At 35.3% G+C, this 21190-nt stretch carries 16 protein-coding genes; 7 read left to right on the top strand and 9 right to left on the bottom strand.

The features are described from left to right. The first annotated feature begins 161 nt into the window (after nucleotides 1-161). The 3 genes from HWV54_RS00530 to sodC all read left to right on the top strand — a co-directional run bounded on the left by HWV54_RS00530 (nucleotide 162) and on the right by sodC (nucleotide 1790). Complete coding sequence (locus tag HWV54_RS00530) at nucleotides 162-506, top strand: hypothetical protein (protein WP_005865249.1); 345 nt, start codon at nucleotides 162-164, stop codon at nucleotides 504-506. Then, entirely contained in the window at nucleotides 484-810 is a 327-nt protein-coding gene (locus tag HWV54_RS00525) for a hypothetical protein (protein WP_005865251.1), read from the top strand. Before HWV54_RS00530 ends, HWV54_RS00525 begins: the two co-directional genes overlap by 23 nt. A 452-nt stretch (nucleotides 811-1262) precedes the next feature. Continuing rightward, nucleotides 1263-1790: a superoxide dismutase family protein gene (gene sodC / locus HWV54_RS00520; RefSeq protein ID WP_005865253.1), complete on the top strand. Its 528-nt coding sequence runs from the start codon at nucleotides 1263-1265 to the stop codon at nucleotides 1788-1790. Nucleotides 1791-2990: 1200 nt separating this feature from the next. Here the strand turns inward: sodC and HWV54_RS00515 are convergent. The 6 genes from HWV54_RS00515 to HWV54_RS00490 form a co-directional block, all read right to left on the bottom strand. Then, the gene (locus HWV54_RS00515) at nucleotides 2991-3392 is read right to left on the bottom strand and encodes an SUF system Fe-S cluster assembly protein (RefSeq protein WP_005865255.1); all 402 of its coding nucleotides are present in this window, start codon (nucleotides 3390-3392) and stop codon (nucleotides 2991-2993) included. Continuing rightward, entirely contained in the window at nucleotides 3385-4629 is a 1245-nt protein-coding gene (locus tag HWV54_RS00510; protein WP_005865257.1) for a cysteine desulfurase, read from the bottom strand. The genes HWV54_RS00515 and HWV54_RS00510 overlap by 8 nt, the downstream gene beginning before the upstream one ends. Nucleotides 4630-4638: 9 nt before the next feature. Next, on the bottom strand, nucleotides 4639-5904 hold the full coding sequence (gene sufD, locus HWV54_RS00505; RefSeq protein ID WP_005865259.1) for a Fe-S cluster assembly protein SufD: 1266 nt from the start codon (nucleotides 5902-5904) through the stop codon (nucleotides 4639-4641). An 11-nt stretch (nucleotides 5905-5915) separates the two neighbouring features. Then, nucleotides 5916-6671 carry a Fe-S cluster assembly ATPase SufC gene (sufC, locus tag HWV54_RS00500; protein ID WP_005865263.1) on the bottom strand — a complete coding sequence of 252 codons (756 nt, stop codon included), beginning with the start codon at nucleotides 6669-6671 and terminating at the stop codon, nucleotides 5916-5918. Between the two features lie 53 nt (nucleotides 6672-6724). Continuing rightward, nucleotides 6725-8236 carry a Fe-S cluster assembly protein SufB gene (sufB, locus tag HWV54_RS00495; RefSeq protein WP_005865265.1) on the bottom strand — a complete coding sequence of 504 codons (1512 nt, stop codon included), beginning with the start codon at nucleotides 8234-8236 and terminating at the stop codon, nucleotides 6725-6727. Nucleotides 8237-8396: 160 nt separating this feature from the next. Then, nucleotides 8397-9542, bottom strand: a complete 1146-nt coding sequence (locus HWV54_RS00490; RefSeq protein WP_005865266.1) for a cysteine desulfurase family protein — start codon at nucleotides 9540-9542, stop codon at nucleotides 8397-8399. A gap of 163 nt (nucleotides 9543-9705) precedes the next feature. On the opposite strand from HWV54_RS00490, the gene HWV54_RS00485 reads away from it, so the two are divergent. The 3 genes from HWV54_RS00485 (at nucleotide 9706) to HWV54_RS00475 (ending at nucleotide 12604) form a co-directional block, all read left to right on the top strand. Then, nucleotides 9706-10386: an alpha/beta hydrolase gene (locus tag HWV54_RS00485; protein WP_005865268.1), complete on the top strand. Its 681-nt coding sequence runs from the start codon at nucleotides 9706-9708 to the stop codon at nucleotides 10384-10386. Between the two features lie 281 nt (nucleotides 10387-10667). Then, nucleotides 10668-11921: a tyrosine--tRNA ligase gene (gene tyrS, locus HWV54_RS00480; RefSeq protein WP_005865270.1), complete on the top strand. Its 1254-nt coding sequence runs from the start codon at nucleotides 10668-10670 to the stop codon at nucleotides 11919-11921. A 200-nt stretch (nucleotides 11922-12121) separates the two neighbouring features. After that, nucleotides 12122-12604, top strand: coding sequence for a peroxiredoxin (locus tag HWV54_RS00475; RefSeq protein WP_005865272.1), 483 nt, complete (start codon nucleotides 12122-12124; stop codon nucleotides 12602-12604). A gap of 115 nt (nucleotides 12605-12719) precedes the next feature. Here the strand turns inward: HWV54_RS00475 and prfB are convergent. From prfB to HWV54_RS00460, 3 genes are all read right to left on the bottom strand, one after another. Further along, a protein-coding gene (prfB, locus tag HWV54_RS00470) for a peptide chain release factor 2 (RefSeq protein ID WP_156785829.1) occupies nucleotides 12720-13848 on the bottom strand; the annotation gives its coding sequence in 2 pieces (ribosomal slippage) (nucleotides 12720-13778 and nucleotides 13780-13848; 1128 coding nt in all). 191 nt (nucleotides 13849-14039) lie between these two features. Beyond that, entirely contained in the window at nucleotides 14040-16505 is a 2466-nt protein-coding gene (locus HWV54_RS00465; protein WP_005865276.1) for a penicillin-binding protein 1A, read from the bottom strand. A gap of 168 nt (nucleotides 16506-16673) precedes the next feature. Continuing rightward, entirely contained in the window at nucleotides 16674-17900 is a 1227-nt protein-coding gene (locus tag HWV54_RS00460; RefSeq protein WP_005865278.1) for an N-acetylmuramoyl-L-alanine amidase family protein, read from the bottom strand. Between the two features lie 578 nt (nucleotides 17901-18478). Between HWV54_RS00460 and HWV54_RS00455 the strand changes: the two genes are divergently transcribed. Next, nucleotides 18479-21106: an Rne/Rng family ribonuclease gene (locus HWV54_RS00455; RefSeq protein WP_005865280.1), complete on the top strand. Its 2628-nt coding sequence runs from the start codon at nucleotides 18479-18481 to the stop codon at nucleotides 21104-21106. Nucleotides 21107-21190: the final 84 nt, after the last annotated feature.

Genomic DNA, 21190 nt, shown 5'->3' with positions numbered 1-21190 from the left:
TTAAGGAGACATGTCCTATCATCAAGATAAAGTTTCAAAAGTTTTCTTCATTAAGTATAATATTGAAAATCAAATAATCTTTGGAACCTGTAAGCAATATAAAGGTTAATTAACATACAAGATAACTATTTAAAAACATCGTTTAAATAAATGGTGACAAAATGAGATTACATGAGATTTTGAAATCTATTACTTTTTTTATACTGACTCTCTGTATCTCATTTATCGTTACTGATTCAATAAGTGAAGCTTTCTATCCCCCCTATTGCCAAAATACCAAATATGCTCTGACCCAAGACATTACTAAACCTGGGCAAAACTCATTTACTGCTTCACAAATTAAAAATTTTCTCATGCGTAATGGTTTTAGGGATATTAAACGATTGCGTTTAGATGATAAAGGAATTTGGCGCGCTTTAGTAAAATTTAGAGAGTGCCATTTTTTCATATCAGTCGATTATTCTGGGGCAGTTAGTATCCACAATGAAAGAAAAAGGTATGATTAATTTTAAAACTTATAGCAACATTGCTTCAAATGATGGTGAGAGAAATTTTTTGAAAAAAATTTGCCATTTTATTAAAGAGCCAGCACTTATTGCAGGTCTAAATGGGGGGATATCGGGAGCAATTGCAGCGATTCTTGCGACTTATGGTTATATTGCTTTGCCAGGATTTGGACCAATTATCACAATGGGTATAGGTATAGCATTTTTCATCGGAATAGTAATTGGTGCAATGATAGGATCAATAATAGGTATTTTGGTCGCTATATTTTATGCTTTTATGGGAGATTTATATACACCAAGATAGTTATGTCTCTTATAAATTTTAAATGAAAAGAAAATTTACTTCATTTAACTTTGTTCATGAAGCGAAATGTTTTTGTAAAACAAAGATAAACAGCAAATTATAACTTGCTGATTTTTATAAGATTCGTGTCATATTATAGATAAAGTTCTAACTCTAGCTAAGTTTAAACTTTTTTTTTAAGAAGTACCTCTTGAAGAAATATAGATGAGACATAATTGTTATTCTATAAAGGCTGTATTATTTTGAGAGACGAGAGAGATCATTTTAAACAACTTAGAAGTATATAAGTTACTTCAAGTTTAATTTTTAAAGAGAATATTACAAAATACAAAGAAAAAATAGATTTCTCATAAAATATAAAATTCCTTCATCAATTATTGCTTTTATGTTTTATATTTAAGATTTTAAGTTAGTAAAAATTACTTAAAATAACAATTAGAAAAGGCTGCTCTATGAATAAAATTTTTTTCTTCTTCTTAGCTTTTCTCGCGCTCTTTACTTGCCATTTTAATGCATTCGCAAAATCTATACAAGTAAAGATTTATGAGCTAAAAAAGAACAATATAAAAAAGCCTATTGGTATAATTAGAATTGAAGAAAACACATATGGTTTGATTTTTGCGCCAAATTTGTCCACTTTACCAAGAGGTTTGCATGGTTTTCATGTGCATGAAAAGCCTTCATGTGATATGAAAGACGGTGTAATTGGTGGTGCTGCAGGTGGGCACTATGATCCTAACCACACTAATAAACACCTTGGACCTTATAATATTAATGGTCATTTAGGTGATTTACCTTCACTTTATGTCGATGATAAAGGGCAATCAACAATGAGCATTCTTGCTCCGCGAATTAAAAAACTTTCAGATATTCAAGGACATTCGTTAATAATCCATTTAGGAGGAGATAATCAATCAGATAAGCCATTACCACTTGGTGGAGGTGGTGTGCGTTTAGCTTGTGGTATTATTGAAGAGTAAGCCCTATTGGATATTTTTGTACACAATGTTAAAGAGCGTATTTCTGATATATTAGTAATCAAAGTTTTTATCAATTCTCTATGTAAGTAAGAGACTCTCGATAATCAAATTAAAAGATTTCACTTTCTGATGTTAAGTTTTTATTGCTCTGAAAAAATAGTAAATAAAATTAGAAAAGCTTCTGCTTTCAAGGAATATGAATAAATATATTTTACAAAATGTAATTAGCAATTTTCGCTAATAGTGTAGAAACCTCTTTTTCAACAGTGATTTCATGTAAAACTCTGCTTTTTACTCTTTATCTCAATAACCTAAGTTTTCTTGCATAATATCTTTATCTTTTGGAAATTCTTTTACTACAATTATTGGTTCAAGATTTGCTATATTTAAATTGTATTCATCCCTCCTTCTTTGACACTTTTCTAATACAGCACGGGGTATTTTGATTAAGTGTTAAATTCTCAAAAAATTATTCTGCTTTTGCAACAAAGGCTACACAACAAATGAGAAAAGTACAATGAGTTTCAATTTCATCACTGATAACACGTAGCTGTTAATGTGTCATGGTGTTGATTGTTACATAAATATAAGCTGTTTTAGTTAAATCCTTGTATCTAATTATGTTGTACATGCTTCTGAAAGCATGGCAATTTTATATTCATGACTAATAATTCATTGTTCCCATGGATCTTTTTGCAATAGAGAAGACACAAGATGGTAATAGCGGAATGCAGTGCCATCGATCATTTTTTTCAAACAAGGGATAATGTGAGTATAACAGTTCACAAAGTTCAATCATAATCCACTTGTGTCCCATCTTATGAGCAATAGCATAGGCAGTACTAGAACCAGCAATCTAGTATAAGAACACCAAGATTGGTACGGAATAGTTAAAATTTGCTCTACTAATCGTTTCGGTTTAGGAGTTGAAAAATGCACTGCCTGTTACTTGTATATTCTATATTCTTGTTTAAGAACTTTGAATGTGAGAAAATTTTCTCCAAAAAAGAGTTTATCTCAAAAATAGCGCAAGCAGATACTTGACACAGAGTGTGATAAGATTTTTTCAAGACCTTGGCAATATAAAAATCCGGGGCTCAAGTTTTTGGCGTCTTTTTTCCAGTCCAGGTAAGTTGTAATTTTTTTATTTATTATAACCCATCAAGCTCATTCATGAGTAAACTAAATTCCTTTACAGTATTAGTACCACCCAACAGCAATTTGCGCTTCTTCTGACATGCAATCAGATGTCCATGGCGGATCAAATGTCATGATCACTTCAACATGCAAAACACCTTCAACTGCACTTACAGCATTTTCTACCCAACCTGGCATTTCACCCGCAACAGGACATCCTGGCGCTGTAAGCGTCATTTCAATTTTTACCGAACGATCATCTTCAATATCAATACGATAAATCAGTCCTAGCTCATAAATATCAGCAGGGATTTCCGGATCATAAACTGTTTTTAGAGCAGCAATGATATCATTCGTCATACGTTCGATTTCATCTGCTGGAATTGCTGATACACAAGATTTTTCTTTATCGCTTTTTCTTTTAGCAGTTTCAGCAGAATTAAATACCTCAATTGATTTAGCCATTAAAAAATGTCCTTGCTTTTTCTAATGCTTCCACTAACTGATCAATATCTTCATGATTATTATACATGGCGAATGATGCACGACAAGCGGATGTTAAACCGAAATGTTGTAATAAAGGTTGTGCACAATGCGTTCCGGCGCGTATAGCAACACCTTGTCGATCAATAAACATAGCAATATCATGTGCGTGAATGCCTTTTATTTCAAAAGATATAATAGCACCTTTATGAGGAGAACAGCCGTAAATACGCAGTGATTTGATCATTTCAAGTCTTTCATGCGCGTAGGATAAAAGTGCTGTTTCATGTGCGTGAATAGCATTTCTATCTTTTTTTTGCATGTAATCAATAGCAGCTGCTAATCCAATAGCTTCAGCTATAGGAGGGGTTCCCGCTTCAAAACGATAGGGGGGAGTATTATAAAAAACATTGTCAACAGTTACATCCTCAATCATTTCCCCTCCCCCTTGAAAAGGACGCATTTGTTCTAGCCTATATTCCTTACCATAAAGGACGCCGATACCTGTAGGACCATAAAGCTTATGACCTGTAAAAACATACCAGTCACAATCAAGATTTTGTACATCAACTGTTAAATGGACTGCTCCTTGAGAACCATCAACAAGAACAGGAATAGCATTTTGATGCGATAGTGTAATAATTTCTTTAATAGAAGGTATAGTTCCTAATACATTAGACATATGAGTAATAGCAACAAGTTTTGTTCTATCATTTAAAGCTCTTTGAAAATCTTCAATATGTAAAATACCATTCTCATCAACCGGCACAAAGACAAGCTTAATACCTTTCTGTTCACGAATAAAATGCCAAGGAATAATATTTGAGTGATGCTCCATAATGGTGAGAACAATTTCATCACCTTGATTCAATTTATACATTCCCCAACCATAAGCAACGGTATTAATAGCTTCCGTTGCACTTTTCGTAAAAATAATTTCCCTCGCTGTTTGGGCATTTAAAAAAATACGAACAGTTTCACGGGCATTTTCATAAGATTGTGTAGCTGCATTCGATAAAAAATGTATTCCCCGATGGACATTTGCATAGCGATATCGATAAAAATTATCCATTGCATCAAGTACCGATTGCGGTTTTTGAGCAGACGCCCCACTGTCAAGATAAGCCAATCGCTTGCCATAAATATTATATTGTAAAATAGGAAAATCACGGCGAATTTCTTCTACATTATAATTCAATGTTGGTACGTCGCTTTCCATTTTTTTGCCTTAAACATTTTTTTCTAACCATTTGCCAATAATATTTTTCAAAACAGTTTGGATATCATCTTGCTTGATGTCTTCAATAAATTCGGAGATAAACCCTTTAATCAGAAGTGCACGAGCAGTTTTAAAAGGGATACCGCGCGCCATTAGATAAAAAAGATAATCATGATTAATGTTGGCAATTGTTGCACCATGACCACACGCGACATCATCAGCAAAAATTTCTAGTTCAGGCTTTGCATTAAATTCTGCTTCATCTGAAAGAATAAGACTATTACAGGCCATGCGCGCATCTGTTTTTTGAGCTTTTTGAGCAACATGTATTATTCCTTGAAAAACACCCACTGCCTTATCTGTAACTACATTGCGTATAATTTCGGTTGAGGTTGATTTTTCTTCAACGTGACGAACAGACATCGTAAGATCGCTATGCGTTTGTTCTGATAATAAATTTATGACTCGTAATTTAAAGTTAGATTCTTCTCCCTGCAACTCAACATCAATTTCCTGACGGTTCAGTTGACTGCCTATGTTAATTATATGAAGCGATAATTTTGCTCCTTGACCAAGAACAGCACGAAATTGACTGAACTGTGTAGAATTAAAACCACGATTGCGAATAAGAATCCATGTTACCTCACTATAAGAAGCAATATGTAATGAAAATATAGCACTGGTAAAAGTATCATTATCATTGCCAATCTGGTGTTCTACAAACGTAGCCTGACTATTTTTATCAATTTTTATCTCTGAAAAAATATGAGATTGTCCACCCATTTGAATATTTTGTAACTCAATGGGAATGTTTAATTTTGTATTTTCAGGAATGTGAAAAAACCAACCATCCGTAACAAAAGCTGTATTTAATTGTCCAATAAAATCTCTATCAGATATGTTTTGATCTATTTTTACAGAATTTTCTTTTAGTATTTCTGCAAGACATCTTGTTGTAATATTTGCTACTTTTGACTGAGTAGACGTTTTTCCATTTTTAATAGAAAAAATAGCGCTTTCTGAAAGCAATGCGCCAGCTAATTGTACATTATTATTTATTTCTGAAAAATTACTAATAGATTTCAATAATGTGGGCAGATTAGTATAGTGCCAATTTTCAATTTTACGTGAAGGAAGGCCTGTGGTTTGAAACAGTTCAATAGCTTTTCTGCGAACTGTTTGTACAGTTCTGTCGCCGGGTAAATTGCTTATACATTGATTGAAATTATTAATAATATCTTTTTCAACCGCTAATAATTCTCGTTGTGTATTCATATTCAATGACCTCAGGCCGATTCACTGATAAGGTCAGCATATCCATTTTGTTCCAGATAAAGCGCTAATGATTTATCTCCACTTTTAATAATGCGTCCTTTATAAAGTACATGGACTGTATCAGGAATAATATAATTAAGTAGACGTTGGTAATGAGTAATAATCAAAAATGAACGCTTTGAATCTCGAAGTTTATTAACACCATCTGCAACAATTTTTAGAGCATCAATATCTAAACCAGAATCTGTTTCATCTAATATGCAAAGTTTAGGTTCAAGAAGTGCCATTTGTAAAATTTCAGCGCGTTTTTTTTCTCCTCCAGAAAAACCTACATTTAATGGACGTTTTAACATGTCCATATCTATTTCAAGTTTTAAAGAAATTTCTTTAACACATTTTATAAATTCAGGAATTTTAAGTTCTTCAACTCCACGTGCTTTTCGTTGAGAATTCATCGCAACTTTTAAAAATTCCATCGTTGCTACTCCAGGTATTTCCATTGGATATTGAAATGCGAGAAAAATACCGTATGTGGCACGCTCTGCCGGATCCATTTCTAAAAGTGATTTCCCATTATAAAGAATATCACCTTCTGTTATTTCATAATCATCACGTCCAGCGAGCAAATAAGACAAGGTAGATTTTCCAGCTCCATTCTGTCCCATAATAGCAGCAATTTCACCATCTTGAACAGTCAAGTTTAAACCGCGAATAATTTCTGTATCGGTCCCAACAATACGGGCTCGCAAATTTTTTATTTCTAACATAATTTAATCCTGTTCTGGCTATACTACGTCAAGCTCGTTTTTTACGTAAACAATTATCCTACACTACCTTCAAGACTAATACCAATCAGCTTCTGTGCTTCGACAGCAAATTCCATTGGTAGTTTTTGAATAACCTCTTTTACAAAACCATTCACAATTAATGCGATAGCTTCTTCTTCAGGTATTCCCCGCTGCATAACATAAAAAAGCTGATCATCAGAAATTTTTGACGTTGTTGCTTCATGTTCAAATTGAGCGGTCGCATTTTTTGCTTCAATATAAGGTACTGTGTGGGCACCACAATTGTTACCGATTAATAAGCTATCACATTGCGTAAAATTACGCGCATTCTGCGCTTTTCGGTGTGCTGTAACTTTTCCTCGATAAGTGTTATTTGAAAAACCAGCCGAAATGCCTTTAGAAACAATACGACTCGATGTATTTTTCCCTAAATGAATCATTTTAGTTCCAGAATCGATTTGTTGATGACCATTTGCAACAGCAATGGAATAAAACTCTCCACGTGAATTGTCACCACGTAACAAGCAAGATGGATATTTCCAAGTAATTGCAGAACCAGTTTCAACTTGTGTCCATGAAATTTTAGAGTTATCGCCTCGACAATCTCCACGCTTCGTTACAAAATTATAAATACCACCCTTCCCTTCTTTGTCACCAGGATACCAATTTTGTACTGTGGAATATTTAATTTCTGCATTTTTTAGCGCGATAAGCTCAACAACGGCAGCATGAAGCTGGTTCTCATCACGTTGAGGCGCAGTACAGCCTTCAAGGTAAGAGACATAAGAATCTTCATCTGCAATAATCAATGTTCGCTCAAACTGACCTGTGTTACGCTCATTAATTCTAAAATAGGTTGAAAGTTCCATAGGGCAACGAACCCCTTTGGGAATATAAACAAATGAACCATCTGTAAAGACCGCCGCATTTAAGGCAGCGTAATAATTATCACCTGCGGGAACAACTGCTCCTAAATATTCTTTAATAAGAACGGGATGCTCAATAATTGCTTCTGAAATAGAACAAAAAATAACTCCGGCACGGGCCAACTCTTTTTTAAATGTTGTCACGACAGAAACAGAATCAAAGACTGCATCAACTGCTACCTGTCCTGATGTATAAAGACTATTATCAAAAGTAGAGGGATCAGATTGTTTCCTTACCCCAGCTAAAATTTCTTGCTCTTTGAGAGGAATGCCAAGTTTTTCATACGTTTTCAAAAGCTCAGGATCCACTTCGTCCAAAGATTTTGGTCCTGTGTGGTTTTTAGGAGCAGCGTAATAATGAAGTTCTTGAAAGTTAATTTGTGGATATTTAATACGTGCCCAATCAGGTTCTTGCATTGTTAACCAACGATGGAAAGCTTGTAAACGCCATGTCAGCATCCATTCAGATTCATGTTTTTTTGCAGAAATAAATCTAATAATATCTTCATTCAAACCTTTTGGGGCTTTGTCCATTTCAATATTGGTTTCAAAGCCGTATTTATACTGATCAACATCTAGTTCACGTACTTGGCGTATTGTTTCTTGTACTGCCGGCATAAACTTTCTCCATTTCTTGGCGTCAAGAATCGATTACTCAAAGCCTTATTTTACAGGATTAAAGTGAGCAATTCATTTGTTATGCTATATGCAAAGTGAGAAAATTTAAATCAAGCTTAATTTTATTTTTTAAATAGTTCTAATTTATAAGTGATAAATCCTACTTTTTTCTATTACTGTTAATTTGAGAAAAAAACAATAGAAAATCATCAATATCTTTGGAAGTTGTACACCGTCCTATTGAAATACGAATTGCTCCGTTTGGGACACAATGCCCCATTGCTTCCAAGACTCTGCTTTGTTTTACTTTTCCCGAAGAACAAGCAGAGCCTGCTGATACAGAAAATCCTGCTAAATCAAAACTAATTTGCATCGTTTCAGCTTTTATATTGCGTAAAGTAAAATAGGTTGTGTTTGGCAAACGCTGAACTCTTTTACCAAAAATTTCAATATCACTACATATTTTCTGTAATCCATCTTCTAATTTATTACGTAAACATATTAACTGTTTTATCTCTTCTTGGGTGAAACAATCAACCATTGCTGCTCCAAATGCAGCAATCAGAGGCAATGCTTCTGTTCCTCCACGCAACCCTTTTTCTTGCCCTCCCCCCATAATAAGAGGTTCCGGCATCAAGAGATTTCCGTATGAAATAAAAGCTCCTATTCCTTTAGGACCGCCAATTTTATGCGCAGATAGTATAAAAAAATCTCCTCCTATCTGATTAATATCAACAAAATTTTTGTCTACATATTGTGTCAAATCAACAATCAGAATGCCTTCAAAATTCCGAACGATCGCAGCTATCTCTTTTATTGGTTGAATAACACCCGTTTCACCATTTGCAGCTTGAATAGCAACAAGAGGAAGTCCCTTTGTTTTATCATGAACAGCTAATAGAGAGATTAGTTTATCTTGTTGAATGAGCCCATCTTGATCAACAGTAACTGTACTGATGAATTCTTTAGAAAAGCGTCCTCCTTCTGCAACAGAGGGATGTTCAGTAGCGCCAATATAAAGATGAGAAAATTTAACTTTAGATCTTCCCATATTGTAAAAAGGTGTTAATAAAGTCATTGCAGCTTCACTTGCACCAGATGTAAATACAACATGGTCTGGATAAGTGTTGAGACTTTCAGCGATTTGTCGACGTGCTTTTTGCAATAAAGCTTTAGCAGTACGTCCTTCCATATGAACGGACGAAGGATTACCAAATACCTCTAAAGATTCCAATAATGCCACCCGCGCCATTTTTTTTAGTGGTGTTGTTGCATTATGATCAAAATATCGGCGTTTTACAACCATTTTACATCGCAATCATTAATCTAATGAACTGATTTTAAAAAATAGTGCAATTCTCTTGAAAAATGCACTTAAAAAAGAATATCTAGTAATCAGTTAAGAGATTCTATGGTAAAAGTCGATCAAGATCAATGAGAGCTTATGAATAGTATGTAAGGAGCATTTAATGCCAGAAGTTATTTTTAATGGCCCCGCCGGTCGGCTTGAAGGGCGTTATCAGCCTTCACAACAAAGAAATGCACCAATTGCGATTATTTTGCACCCTCACCCTCAATTTGGTGGCACAATGAACAATAAAATTGTTTATGATCTCTTTTATATGTTCCAACAACGTGGCTTTACTACATTACGTTTTAATTTTCGTGGTATTGGTCGCAGCCAGGGTGAATTTGATTATGGAATAGGAGAGCTTTCAGATGCTGCTGCTGCACTCGATTGGGTGCAAACACAGCACCCTGATTCTAAAAATTGCTGGGTGGCTGGATATTCATTCGGTGCTTGGATCGGTATGCAGCTTTTGATGCGACGACCAGAAATTGAGGGTTTTATATCCGTTGCTCCTCAACCGAATGTTTATGATTTTTCATTTCTCGCTCCTTGCCCCTCCTCTGGGCTTATTATTCACGGGAATATCGATAAAGTTGCTCCTCCAAAAGATGTTCAAACTCTTGTAGACAAACTAAAAACACAAAAAGGTATTACTATTACACAAGAAATATTAGAAGGTGCTAATCACTTTTTTAGCGGATACAATCAAGAACTTATTGAACGATGTGCACAATATTTAGATAATCATATTACAGATGGATTTCTCGTTCCTCCATCTGAAATACTTTCACTTACCTAAAGCAAAAAAAGTGAAAAAATCACACCTATAACTAAGATAATAGTTTGTTTTTTTACTTTTTCTAATTTTCCGCTATTCACGCACATTTAAGATAAGAAAAGAGTGATTTTTCTTTCAACGAAAAATATTTCCTCTTAAAAGTATACAGACAGAATAACATCTGTGTTTTTTTCTCTGCCTATATTTTTCGTTCTCTTGTGAGATACGCGTTCTTTATGGTAGAGAGCATGTTAACAAATCATTATGGAAACGAATGCAATTTTAATTAGGAAATAATATCTTTGTTTGCCTTTAAATCTGATTTTTTACACATTATGAGTGAACGTGGCTTTATTCACCAAATTTCTGATGAAAAAGGCTTAGATGATCTTTTCTCAAAAGAAGTTGTAAGCGCCTATATTGGATTTGACCCTACAGCATCAAGTTTACATGCTGGAAGTCTTCTTCAAATTATGATGCTTTATTGGTTACAAAAAACTGGTCATCGCCCCATTGCTTTGCTGGGAGGGGGGACAGGATTGATCGGTGATCCTTCCTTTAAAGATGAAGCACGACGCCTTTTGACACGAGATGATATTATTGCAAATATCGCTAGTATTAAAAAGGTATTTGCTAACTATTTAACATTTGGTGATAAAAAAAATGATGCATGCATTGTTAATAATGCTGAATGGTTATGCAATTTGAATTACTTAGAATTTTTGCGGGATGTAGGGAAACATTTTTCTGTCAACCGTATGTTGTCATTTGATTCTGTTAGATTGAGACTTGAGCGTGAACATTCTTTGTCATTCTTAGAGTTTAATTATATGATCTTACAAGCTTATGATTTCGTTGAACTTTATCAGCGTTATGGATTGCGTATGCAAATGGGAGGATCTGATCAATGGGGTAATATTATTAACGGAATTGAATTAGGACATCGCTTAGGAACTGCACAGTTATATGCATTAACTTCACCATTGCTGACAACATCTTCTGGTGCAAAAATGGGTAAATCATTAAATGGGGCGGTATGGCTTAATGCAGATATGTTTTCACCTTATCAGTTTTGGCAATATTGGCGTAACACAGAAGATGCTGATGTTGTACGGTTTTTAAAGCTTTATACCACATTGCCAATGGATGAGATTCTCAAACTTTCTGCATTGCAAGGGAGTGAAATTAATGAAGCAAAGAAAATTCTTGCAACAGAAATTACAGCAATGTTGCATGGACGTAGTCTTGCGGATGCAGCAGCCGAAACAGCTCGAAAAACTTTTGAAGAAAAAACGCTTGGAGAAAATCTTCCAACTGTTGAACTTAATGCCACAAAATTAAAAGTAGGTGTTGGATTACTAAATCTTTTAGTACAAGCAGGACTTGCTAAATCTAACAGTGAAGCACGTCGTCATGTTCAAGGTGGAGGTGTGCGCGTAAATGATAAAATTATTAAAGATGAAACGCGTCTTATTATTGAAGAAGATGTCAATGCAGACGGAATAATTAAACTTTCCTTCGGTAAGAAAAAACATATTTTGTTGAAACCAGTCTAATCTCTTTATAATTTTTGTGTTCTTTTGTTTATGTTGTTCATATTGATCTGAGACTGCTTTCTCAATTCTTTTGATATAATAAGCTATGTAGAAAAAACAAAAACTCTTTCAGAATAATGGCCTTTTAGAGAGTTGAATAGTTCTTTTTTTTGCGTATTCTAGCATCTTATACTTATTAATAGGAAAGAAAGACAAAAACAATGACAAAACCAATGAAAGGCACCCTTGCCCCTGATTTCGATTTGCCACGCGATGGTGGAGGTAAAGTGCGTCTTTCTGGCCTACAAGGAAAACTCGTTGTTTTATATTTTTACCCAAAAGATGATACCAGTGGGTGCACGAATGAAGCCATTGATTTTACACGATTGAAGACAAAATTTGATGAAATCGGGGTGGTTATTATTGGAATCTCTCCAGATAATATTCAAAAACATGACAAATTTAAAAAAAAACACGCACTTGATATCATCCTTGTTTCCGATGAAGAAAAAACGACGCTTGAAGCTTACGGTGTGTGGGTTGAAAAAAACATGTATGGGCGCAAATATATGGGTGTTGAACGAAGCACTTTTCTAATTGATACAACTGGAAAAATAGTAGAGGAATGGCGCAAAGTTAGCGTTCCTGGGCACGCTGATAAAGTGTTAGCTGTTGCTGCAGTTTTACATGCCAATGGTTTATAAGTTTTGTTATTCAAGCACCTATAAAACGCAGAAATCCCTCTAATTGTTGGGTTTAGTAAATTTAACTATCTATAAATTAGAGTTACAGACCGAAAATAAGCTTACAGAATTCTGATTAACCAATATCTTCAATTTTGGGGTCTTCCCCGTAAATGCGTCGAGCAAGTGCTGCCTCTATAAATGCATCTAAATTGCCATTAAGTACAGATTGTGGATCAGTGTTTTCAACACCTGTGCGTAGATCTTTGACAAGTTGATAAGGTTGAAGAACATAAGATCTAATTTGGTGTCCCCATCCAATTTCTGTTTTAGAAGCTTCAACAGCATTTGTTTCTTCTTCTCTCTTTTTGAGTTCTTCTTCATAAAGTCTCGCACGTAGCATAGACCACGCAGTTGCTCGATTTTTATGCTGAGAACGCTCCATTTGACATTGAACAACAATGCCAGTTTTTATATGTGTGATGCGAACTGCAGAATCTGTTGTATTAACATGTTGTCCTCCAGCACCTGAAGCACGATATGTATCAATGCGAACATCTGCCTCTGTAACATCAACTTCAATATTATCATCGATGACTGGGTAAATCCAAATGCTTGCGAAAGAAGTATGACGCTTTGCATTGGAATCAAATGGTGAAATGCGCACTAAACGATGAACACCTGATTCTGTTTTTAACATACCATATGCGTTATGCCCTTTTATGAGAATAGTTGCTGATTTTATTCCGGCTTCTTCCCCATCGTGAATTTCTAATATTTCAATCTTCATTTTATGCTGTTCAGCCCAGCGCATATACATACGCAACAACATAGAAGCCCAATCTTGGCTTTCTGTTCCTCCTGCACCTGCATGAACTTCTAGATAAGTATCATTTGAATCTACTTCTCCTGAAAGAAGCACATCGATTTGTCTTTTTTCTATTTCATTCTTAAGATGGCGTATTGTATTTTCTGCATCAGTGATAACTTCGATATCACTTTCTTCTTCGCCCATCGCGATTAACTCAATGCACTCTTCAAGTGTTTTTGTAAATGATCGGATGTCACGAATTGAATCATCAAGACGCTGACGCTCACGCATCATATCTTGTGCTTGTTGCGCATTATCCCAAAATGTTGGATCTTCTGCTTTTTGATTGAGATATTCGAGACGTTTTATTGATTGATCCCAGTTAAAGATGCCCCCTTAGCAACTTAATTGCTTGCTGAATTTCATCAACCAATGTTTCTATTTCTGCTCGCATAGTTTAACACCATAATTTTTATTTTTTTAAAAATTCTTTCTAGTTATGCTTCTTAGCGTTTTACACAAATTTAATGATTATAGTAAGGGTATAGCATACTTCAAAAATCTATTTATTGTAGTTCTACTGCAAAAATAGATAAGAACGATTTCACTCCATTCGTCAGTCGTGCAAAAAGAGAGTTTTTCTGATTAATACAGCCCACCTGTACCGCTTTCAAGCGCCTTATTAACTTGTGGAGAAGTGGTTATTATAGGAACACCTTCTTGAAAAGAATTTGTACTACCAATGACCTGATATATATCAGCAGGCCCAGTTCCTGGCTTAAATGCTTCTATAATAACATCTTGTTCTCCTCTTTCTGCGAGCATTCCTGTTCTACGATTAATCGGCATTAAAATCATACCTTCTGGCATTTTAAATGGTACATCTGGTTTTCTTTTCAAAGCTGCTTCCATAAATTCACCAAAAATAGGTGCTGCCAATGAACTGCCTGTTCCATTATATCCTAACGGTGCTGGTTGATCATAACCAACAAAAACACCAACGACAAGATCAGGAGTAAACCCTATAAACCATACATCTTTAGAATCATTAGTAGTCCCTGTTTTAGCAGCAATATGTCGATTGAGGTAACGTAAACGTACAGCCGTACCGCGCTGAATAACTCCTTCCATCATTGATGTAATCTGATAAGCTGTCATAGGATCAAGAACTTGATCTCGTTCATCAATCAATTTAGGTTCACGTTGATTATTCCATGACTGAGCATTACAATTTTCACAGAGACGATCATCATGACGATAAATCGTTTTTCCATACCGATCTTGAATTCTGTCTATTAAAGAAGGATTAATAGAGCGTCCCCCATTTGCAATAATTGAATAAGCTGTAACCATTCGTAAAACTGTTGTTTCTCCAGCTCCTAAGGCCATGGGGAGATAAGGTTGCAATTTATCTACAATCCCAAAACGCTCTGCATATTCAGCAACAAGAGGCATTCCCATATCATAAGCAAGCCGTATTGTCATAAGATTACGTGAATATTCAATGCCATAACGCAGTGTTGATGGCCCTGCAAAAGTACCACCATAATTTTTAGGTTGCCAAATCTCGCCATTATATTGACGAATTTCGATGGGAGCATCTAAAACAACAGATGCTGGTGTATATCCGTTATCGAGTGCTGCTGCATATACAAAAGGCTTAAAAGCAGAACCAGGTTGACGATAGGCTTGTGTTGCACGATTAAATTCAGATGTAGCAAAAGAAAAGCCTCCTACCATTGCAAGGACACGCCCTGTATGAGGTTCCATAGCAATAACTGCGCCTTCAACCTTTGGAATTTGTTGTAAACGGTAAATGTTGTTTGTATTTGGTATTTTTTCAACAAAAATAACATCACCAATTTGCAGGACATGCGATAAATTCTGAACAACTCTTCGGTGGCCATTTTCTTTCACAACATTTAATGCCCATTTTGAATCAACTTCAGATAAAATAGCAGTTTCTCGTTTTTTTGATAATAAGCCTGAAGCTTCACGCTGTGGCTGTAAACCAATCACCACTTTATTGGCGTTAGCAGAAAGAACAACAGCTAAACGCCATTCAGGAACATCATTTAATCCTGTGATATTTGCAAGTTCTATACCCCAATCATTTTTTATATCAATGTGTTCATAAGCTCCGCGCCATCCTTGTGAATGATCGAATTTAATTAACCCATTGTGTAAAGCTCGTCGAGCAAGAAGTTGTAAACGCGGATCAAGTGTCGTGCGAATGGAAAGCCCACCTTCATAAAGCGTTTTAGCACCATAACGATGCATTAAACGGCGACGTACTTCTTCAGTAAAATAATCAGCAGCGAAAACATAGCTATCCTTGCCACGTATTGTCACTCCTAAAGGTTTCGCTTTAGCTTCTTTTCCTTGTTCATGTGTTACATATCCATTTGCAATCATTCGATCTATAACCCAATTGCGCCGATTAATTGCACGCTGTGTATTTTTAAATGGATCATAATTTCCTGGACCTTTTGGAAGAGCAGCTAAATAGGCACATTGTTCCAAAGTAAGTTCATTGACAGATTTATTAAAATAAGTCAAAGAAGCTGCAGCGATACCATAAGTGCCACGACCGAGATAAATTTCGTTGAGATAAAGCTCGAGAATATGGTCTTTTGAATAGGTTTTTTCAATACGCATCGCCAGAATAGCTTCCTTTAACTTACGTTCTAATGTTGCCTCTGAACTTAAAAGAAAGTTTTTAGCGACTTGTTGTGTAATGGTGGATGCTCCCTCTGGACGTTTTCCTGAACCAATATTGCGGATATTGTTGATTAAAGCTCTAGAGAGCCCTTCGGGATCTAAACCGAAATGTTGATAAAAATTTTTGTCTTCAGCAGAAATAAAAGCCTCTTTAAGAATCTTTGGTATTGACTGAATTGGTAAATAAAGTCGATGTTTTGTTGCAAACTCTGCCATAAGGCTACCATCCGCAGCATGAACGCGAGTCATCACAGGTGGTTCATAGAGAGAAAGAACTTCATAATCAGGAAGTATATTCGTCTGATTTTTTGCTATTGCACTCTGTATTACTGTTTCGCAAAACCCAAGAATAATAAAAAAACTAAGAAGATATCTTAAAAAAATCATCATCGAAACGGCTACCGCTTTCTTCAGAATTGATTAAAGAAAAATATATTATCCCACCGCCACGCGGGTATCATCGCTAGATTGAGATAAAGAAAAAACTAATTTCTATCTTTTACTGTTTATACTAAACTATACCAAAATACGATACCGATACTCTATTTTCTCACAAATTTAAAGAGGCTGCGTAATTTTCTGCTTGTATTCAGTGAATTGACGAATAGAATGAGCGATCGAGACAGCCATTTGTTTTCTCCATTGGGGATTATTTAATAATTTTTCATCCTCTTTATTGGATAAATAACCGATTTCTATCAAAACAGAGGGTATATCTGAAGCTCTTAAGACTTGAAAATCGGCATATCGATGAGGGTTATTGATCAAATTGATATTATTTTTTAATAAGTTTGAGACAACACTATTAGCGAAATTTACTGAAAATGCATGCGTTTCACGTCGAGTAAGATCCATCAAAATATCTGTAACTTCAAGCGATTCATCAGAAAGAGAACCATCCAAAAGATCAACTTTATTTTCATTTTCAGCTAAAGATTTTGCAATTGCATCAGATGCCTTGTCTGATATAGTGTAAACTGTGGCACCACGAAGAGAATGTACTTTAATGGTATCCGCATGAATAGATATAAAAAGATCAGCATTAAATTCTTGCGCTTTTTTAACCCTTTCACTTAATTTTAAAAAGACATCAGAATCACGTGTCAAGGCAACTGTGATATGAGAATCTTTTTTTAATTCATCTCGTAAAACACGTGCAAATGCTAGTGTTATATCTTTTTCTAAAATCCCACTAATACCTTGTGCACCACCATCAATTCCACCATGACCAGGATCAAGAACAACACGAAAATTACGTATTGGCATTCGTTGTGTTTTTGTATAAAGATTGACTTTTTGTTGTTTTTCGAATGCTTCATTAAATTTTTCTTGGGTGCTTTTACTAATATCAATTAGCAGCTGCCATAAACCATTTTCTAATTTTTGTACTGTACTTTTTTCAACAACAAAAGCAAATTTACTCGTCAAAATAATGCGTGAAGTCCGTATATCAGAGAAACCGTAACGTATATCTGACCACATGTTTGATAATGTGTTCTGTTTCTTTAAAACTGTATTTTGCGCTGAAAAATCAACGGTAGGTAAATTAATAATCAATCGGGTGGGCTTATCCAAAATTTGTAAATGAGCATTTGGTTCAGCATTAAAAACCGCAATAATACGTGTGTGTGCTTTATCACCAATAGTTCGCAAATTAATAAGTTTTAAAGCATCTGCTGCTTGGATATTTGTTTGGGATGCAAAAAACAGTAAACAACATGAGACGTACAAAATAATATCCCAATAGACTGCTTTTGACTTTTTGCTAGAAATCCCTTTTATCATAAATGAAATACTCTTATTTTAGATTACCAATAACTGATTTCAACCGTATAGAAGCGATATATCAGATTTACTCCATCTTTCATTTTAAACACTACAAAAAACTAAATTAAGGCAATAAAGGCATTATAATGGTAGGTATTTATATTGTTACTTGCCAAAATCATGATATCAACATAAAAGAATAGTTACGCTTCCTAGCTAATAGTAACTGTTTTAATTATCTGTAGTCCATATTAAGTTGTCTTTAATATTTATTGCATGTTATACATTCAGGCTTTTTATGGGTGAAAATTCTTTATGTCATAAAAGCTAAGATTGCGTTATTTAAGTTTCGCTGGTTCGGACATCCGAACTATTTTAAAGATTGTTTTACCGGAGACTTATAAAAATTATGAGTCATACAAAACAGATGGAAATGATGATTAGGAATGCTGTAAATGTAGTCATGCATCTACATGTAGAGTCCCATTCTGTCTTACTGGTACCTCCCTTTTATGGCAGACAGCCCTTCACGTTTGCGAATAGTTATACTGTTCGTTTGAATAAAGTTGCGCATGTCGCCTTCAGGATTTTAACTTATGTCAAACAAAATGCTTATAGATGCCTCCCATCCGGAGGAAACACGTGTTGTTGTTGTTCACGGCAACACAATTGAAGAATTTGATTTTGAATCAGAACATAAAAAGCAGCTCAAGGGGAATATTTATTTAGCACGTATTACACGTGTAGAACCATCGCTCCAAGCAGCTTTTGTCGAATATGGTGGGAACCGCCATGGTTTTTTGACGTTTTCTGAAATTCATCCCGATTATTATCAAATTCCTATGGCTGATCGTCTCGCTCTTCTTGAAGAAGAAGAAAAAGCTGTAGTAGGAGACAATTATACAGATGTCTCTACTGAAGAAACAAACAAAAATAAAAAACGTTCCCGAAAAACAAAAAAAGATAAGCGCACTAATATCATGGCTGCAGATATTGAAACTGATATGATATCTGAGATAACAACGGTTGATGATGCAGAAGAAGTGTTTAACGTAAATGTTTTTCATGAAGGTATCGAAATGGTTGGTGCAGAGGATGTGCGTGAAGAACTTCCCACCTATCAACGAAAACAAGGGCGTCAATATAAAATTCAAGAAGTGATTAAACGACGTCAAATTTTGTTGGTGCAAATTATTAAGGAAGAACGTGGTAATAAAGGTGCTGCACTTACAACATATTTATCTTTAGCAGGCCGTTATTCTGTTTTAATGCCTAACACAGCACGTGGTGGTGGCATTTCAAGGAAAATTACAAATATACAAGATCGCAAGCGTCTTAAAGAAATTGTAAAAGAATTAGCAGTTCCCAAAGGCATGGGAGTTATTCTGCGAACTGCTGGAGCAAATAGAACTAAAGCTGAAATTAAACGCGATTACGAATATCTCACTCGACTCTGGGATACTGTTCGCACTTTGACACTCAAATCCACAGCGCCATGTCTTGTTCATGAAGAAAGCAATCTTATAAAGCGTTCTATCCGGGATCTTTACAATAAGAACATCAATGAAATTCTTGTTTCTGGTGATCAAGGATATCGTGAAGCAAAAGATTTTATGCGTATGCTTATGCCAAGTCACGCAAAAGTTGTACAACCTTATCGCGAACCTATTCCAATTTTCGTACGTAATAATATTGAAATTCAACTTGATAAAATGTTGCATCCACAAGTTTCTTTAAAATCTGGTGGTTATATTGTTATTAATCAAACAGAAGCGCTTGTTGCTATTGATGTAAACTCTGGCCGCTCTACAAAAGAGCTTTCTGTCGAAAAAACAGCATTACAAACCAACCTTGAAGCTGCAGAAGAAATAGCGCGTCAATTACGTTTACGTGATCTTGCTGGTTTGATTGTGATTGATTTTATAGACATGCTTGAAGAGCGGAATGTGAAGCTGGTTGAAAAAAAGTTGAAAGATTGCTTAAAAAGTGATCGTGCCCGTATTCAAGTTGGTCACATTTCACACTTCGGCCTTTTGGAAATGAGTCGTCAACGTATTCGCATATCAGTTTTAGAAAGTACAACGCAACCCTGCCCCCATTGTGCTGGAACGGGTAATGTTCGTTCTGAATCATCAATTGCTTTACATGTCATGCGCTCAATTGAAGAATATCTTCTTCATAATCCGCAACATAATATTACTGTACGTACACCCGCAGCAACAGCGCTTTATGTGTTAAATCATAAACGCAATATTCTTGTTAATCTAGAAGCGCGCTTTAAGCTTAATATTAGTATTGAAGCAGATGATAGCATTGGAACGCAACATCTTATTATTTCTAAAGGTACAATAGCAGAAGCAGTTTCTCAGTCTCCATTGGTTTTTGAAGATGAAAGTGTAGAAGAAGTAGACGATGAGATTTTAGTAGATAGCTCTTTTATTGAAGATAAAACACTCGTTGAAGCAAATCAGAAACGTTGGCGTAAAAATCGTCAAGGAGAGATGAATGATAATTCTCTTTCCACCGTTCATAAAAAAGATGAAACGCTAAATGATGATTCCCGTCGTCGAATCCGTCGTCGAGGACGTCGTGGCGGTCGCCGTAATCAGGATAATGGCTTTTATCAGCTTCGTATTCCTTATGCAGAACCGGTAGGAGACTTTGCTAAGCAGGCCTTAGAAGAAATTAGAACAGAATACCGCAAACGCCGTACTCCAACTACGAAACCTGTTCAATTTGAAGAAGAGAAAGACAGTACACAACATTTAAGTATACAACAAGATGAAACTGTAAAAGTTGATACGATTGTTAAACCTAAAAAACGTAAAGCGCGTTCTTCAAAAGCAGTGCAAAAACAGCAAACCATTGAAAACGAACAGAGTATAATAATAGCAGAACCTGTAGAAGAAAAATCTATAGCCGGCTCGATACAAAAAGTTAAAACAAAAAAAGTAGATAAAACTGCTCATAAGGCGGTAGAAAAAATTATTGAAAATGGCAAAAAATCAACACGAAAAGCACAAAAAAAGCCACTCTCTAAAGAATTAACTCCAACAAAAGAGATATTAGAACAGAGATCTGTCTTAGAAAAATCTGTCGAACAAACTTCCTCCAAAGTTGAGAAAAAAGCCAAGCATCCTGTTGTTATATCATCAACGCCTGATGATTCTCCAAAAACTGAGCGTATTGGTTGGTGGAAACGCAGAAAGCTTTCCAAAAGTTAAACATAAGAAAACCGCCGCAAATATTTTGTGGCGGTTTTAATAGTAAAACACAGAGAAAAAGCTTTTAAAAATGCTTTTCTTATC

Source organism: Bartonella alsatica (assembly GCF_013388295.1).
In the GTDB taxonomy this organism is placed as follows: domain Bacteria; phylum Pseudomonadota; class Alphaproteobacteria; order Rhizobiales; family Rhizobiaceae; genus Bartonella; species Bartonella alsatica.
Note: the sequence above shows the minus strand (reverse complement) of the source record. Positions and strands in the feature narration are given on the sequence as shown.

Coding starts and splice junctions, on each gene's coding strand:
- HWV54_RS00530 (WP_005865249.1), top strand. CDS start 162: ATGAGATTACATGAGATTTTGAAATCTATTACTTTTTTTATACTGACT.
- HWV54_RS00525 (WP_005865251.1), top strand. CDS start 484: ATGAAAGAAAAAGGTATGATTAATTTTAAAACTTATAGCAACATTGCT.
- sodC (WP_005865253.1), top strand. CDS start 1,263: ATGAATAAAATTTTTTTCTTCTTCTTAGCTTTTCTCGCGCTCTTTACT.
- HWV54_RS00515 (WP_005865255.1), bottom strand. CDS start 3,392: ATGGCTAAATCAATTGAGGTATTTAATTCTGCTGAAACTGCTAAAAGA.
- HWV54_RS00510 (WP_005865257.1), bottom strand. CDS start 4,629: ATGGAAAGCGACGTACCAACATTGAATTATAATGTAGAAGAAATTCGC.
- sufD (WP_005865259.1), bottom strand. CDS start 5,904: ATGAATACACAACGAGAATTATTAGCGGTTGAAAAAGATATTATTAAT.
- sufC (WP_005865263.1), bottom strand. CDS start 6,671: ATGTTAGAAATAAAAAATTTGCGAGCCCGTATTGTTGGGACCGATACA.
- sufB (WP_005865265.1), bottom strand. CDS start 8,236: ATGCCGGCAGTACAAGAAACAATACGCCAAGTACGTGAACTAGATGTT.
- HWV54_RS00490 (WP_005865266.1), bottom strand. CDS start 9,542: ATGGTTGTAAAACGCCGATATTTTGATCATAATGCAACAACACCACTA.
- HWV54_RS00485 (WP_005865268.1), top strand. CDS start 9,706: ATGCCAGAAGTTATTTTTAATGGCCCCGCCGGTCGGCTTGAAGGGCGT.
- HWV54_RS00475 (WP_005865272.1), top strand. CDS start 12,122: ATGACAAAACCAATGAAAGGCACCCTTGCCCCTGATTTCGATTTGCCA.
- HWV54_RS00465 (WP_005865276.1), bottom strand. CDS start 16,505: ATGATGATTTTTTTAAGATATCTTCTTAGTTTTTTTATTATTCTTGGG.
- HWV54_RS00460 (WP_005865278.1), bottom strand. CDS start 17,900: ATGATAAAAGGGATTTCTAGCAAAAAGTCAAAAGCAGTCTATTGGGAT.
- HWV54_RS00455 (WP_005865280.1), top strand. CDS start 18,479: ATGTCAAACAAAATGCTTATAGATGCCTCCCATCCGGAGGAAACACGT.